At 48.8% G+C, this 1,463-nt stretch carries 1 protein-coding gene; it reads left to right on the forward strand.

The genetic code is table 11. The annotated features are described in order from the left end of the window. Positions 1-70 precede the first annotated feature (70 nt). A partial coding sequence (locus GY683_RS01250; RefSeq protein ID WP_297287025.1) for an L-serine ammonia-lyase occupies positions 71-1,463 on the forward strand: 1,393 nt, incomplete at its 3' end.

The following is a 1,463-nucleotide window of genomic DNA, read 5'->3' on the forward strand; positions in this document are numbered from 1 at the left end:
ATGGCATAATATTGATGATAATTTGTCTATACCTAATATCTTAAACTAATATCTTAAAAAAGGAATTCGCATGATTAGTGTTTTTGATTTATTTAAAATTGGCATAGGTCCTTCAAGTTCGCACACGGTCGGACCCATGGTGGCAGCGAACCGATTTCTAGAATTACTTGGTGACGATGTGCATTTGGTCAATAGCATACGGGTGGATCTGTATGGTTCACTGTCTGCCACGGGCAAGGGGCATGCCACGGATACCGCGGTGATGTTAGGATTGCTGGGCCATCAGCCGCGTACCATAGACACCACGAAGACGGATGATTATTTAGCAACCATCATGAATGATAGAAAGCTGTTGTTAGGCGGTGTCAAGCAAATTGCGTTCAATTATGACAGCGACATCGTCTGGTATGATGAAGTCACACTGCCCCATCATCCTAATGGCATGAGCATCAGCGCTTTTTTGGATGATGATAAAATCCTCTCGCAGACTTATTACTCTATCGGTGGCGGCTTTGTGGTAGATAAAGATGAGATCATGGCTGATGAACCTACAGAGGAGAATGATCGCTTTCCTTACCCTTTTGGCATGGCATCAGAGCTCTCCGCCATCTGTGAAGCCAAATCGCTAAACATTGCTGAGCTTATGATGTTAAATGAATTGGCGATTCGCCCAGAAGAAGAGATCAGAGACTGCCTGACTGAGATATGGGAGGTCATGCAGGCATGTGTAACCCAAGGCTGTCAAAAAGACGGTATCTTGCCAGGTGGGCTTAATGTTAAGCGTCGTGCCAAGGGTCTATACGATCAATTATCCAAAGAATACGGCCGCTCTTCTGATGGCGGTCTGTTAGCGATGGACTGGGTGGATCTGTATGCCTTGGCGGTCAATGAAGAAAACGCTGCAGGCGGTAAGGTCGTCACCGCACCAACCAATGGCGCCGCAGGAATCATCCCTGCTGTTCTGCACTATTATCGTGGTTTTATCCCGTCGTTCAGCTATCAAGGGGTGCGTGAGTTCTTATTGGTAGCGGGTGCGATAGGCGCTCTCATCAAACAAAATGCTTCAATCTCAGGTGCAGAAGTTGGCTGTCAAGGTGAGGTGGGCTCTGCCTGTGCCATGGCGGCAGCTGGCTTGGCTCATGTGATGGGTGGGTCAGTTGCGCAATGCCTGAACGCTGCTGAGATTGGACTTGAGCATAACTTAGGTCTTACCTGCGATCCGATAGCAGGATTGGTGCAGGTGCCTTGCATCGAGCGCAATGCCATGGCGTCGGTTAAGGCGATCAATGCGGCGCGCCTTGCGCTTCGGGGTGATGGCTCGCATCATGTGTCACTTGATAAAGCCATTCTAACTATGAAAGAGACTGGTCGGGACATGATGGATAAATACAAAGAAACCGCACGCGGGGGCCTGGCTGTCTATGCCGACAGTCGCATTCCTACCGCCACCATTGGCATTAATG

It is taken from the genome of Moraxella sp. (genome assembly GCF_024227015.1).
Lineage (GTDB): Bacteria > Pseudomonadota > Gammaproteobacteria > Pseudomonadales > Moraxellaceae > Moraxella.